The organism is Lentzea sp. NPDC005914 (genome assembly GCF_040629405.1).
Classification (GTDB): domain Bacteria; phylum Actinomycetota; class Actinomycetes; order Mycobacteriales; family Pseudonocardiaceae; genus Lentzea.
Window position 1 is genome coordinate 1 of record NZ_JBEXVQ010000105.1, and the last position, 1,077, is coordinate 1,077.

The 1,077-nt window shown below is 69.2% G+C and carries 1 protein-coding gene; it reads left to right on the plus strand.

Annotated elements, in window-relative coordinates; translation table 11 throughout:
• Nucleotides 1–113: 113 nt before the first annotated feature.
• Nucleotides 114–1,077: IS481 family transposase (locus ABZ345_RS47470; RefSeq protein WP_359862369.1), on the plus strand; the 964-nt coding region annotated here is incomplete at its 3' end.

Genomic DNA, 1,077 nt, shown 5'->3' on the forward strand with positions numbered 1-1,077 from the left:
TGTAGTGATCACGGACGTTGTTGACGGCGTGTCCGGCATGTCGCCTTGATCATGAGGAAGACCTCCGTGTGTGGTGAAGGTGTCTAGGTCTGCACCGCACAACGGAGGTCTTCGTGCACCACCGTAACGCCCGCCTGACCGTGCACGGACGACGGCTGCTCGTCGAGCGTGTCGCCGCCGGACGCCCGGTCGCCCACGTCGCCGCGGAAATGGGAGTCTCCCGCGCCACCGGCCACAAATGGGTCCGCCGCCACCGGCTCGAAGGCGACGCCGGCCTGGTCGACCGATCCAGCCGACCGCACCACTCACCCCGGCGCACCACCGCCGAGGTCGAGTCCCAGATTCTCGAACTGCGCCGGACCCGGCGGCTCGGACCCGCCCGCATCGCCGGAATCCTCGGACTGCACCCCTCGACCACACACCGCGTCCTGCAACGCCATCACGAACCCAAGCTCGCCTGGCTCGACCGCCCCACCGGGCAACCGATCCGCCGCTACGAACGAGCCCGGCCCGGCGAACTGGTCCACATCGACGTCAAGAAACTCGGCCGGCTGCGCGACGGCGGCGGCTGGCGCGCCCACGGACGCGACAGCGCCCAGCGCAACGCCGCCCGCACCGCACCACGCGTCGGCTACGAATACGTCCACTGCGCCATCGACGACCACACCCGCCTGGCCTACGCCGAGATCCACCCCGACGAAACCGCGGTCACCTGCGCCGCCTTCCTCCGCCGCGCCGCCCAAGCCCTGGCCGCACAAGGCATCCCGGTCATCGAACGGGTCATGACCGACAACGCCATGGCCTACCGCAGGTCACGAGCCTTCCGGGAAGCGATGGCCGACATCGGCGCCAGCCACCGGCTCACCCGCTCCTACCGGCCACAAACCAACGGCAAAGCCGAGCGCTTCAACCGCACGCTGGCCGAAGAATGGGCCTACGCCCAGGTCTTCACCAGCGGCCAGCAACGCGCCGACGCCCTGCCCGAGTTCCTGCACCACTACAACCACCACCGGGCCCACACCGCACTCGGCGGCAAACCACCCATCACCCGCATCAACAACGTCTCAGGGCACTACA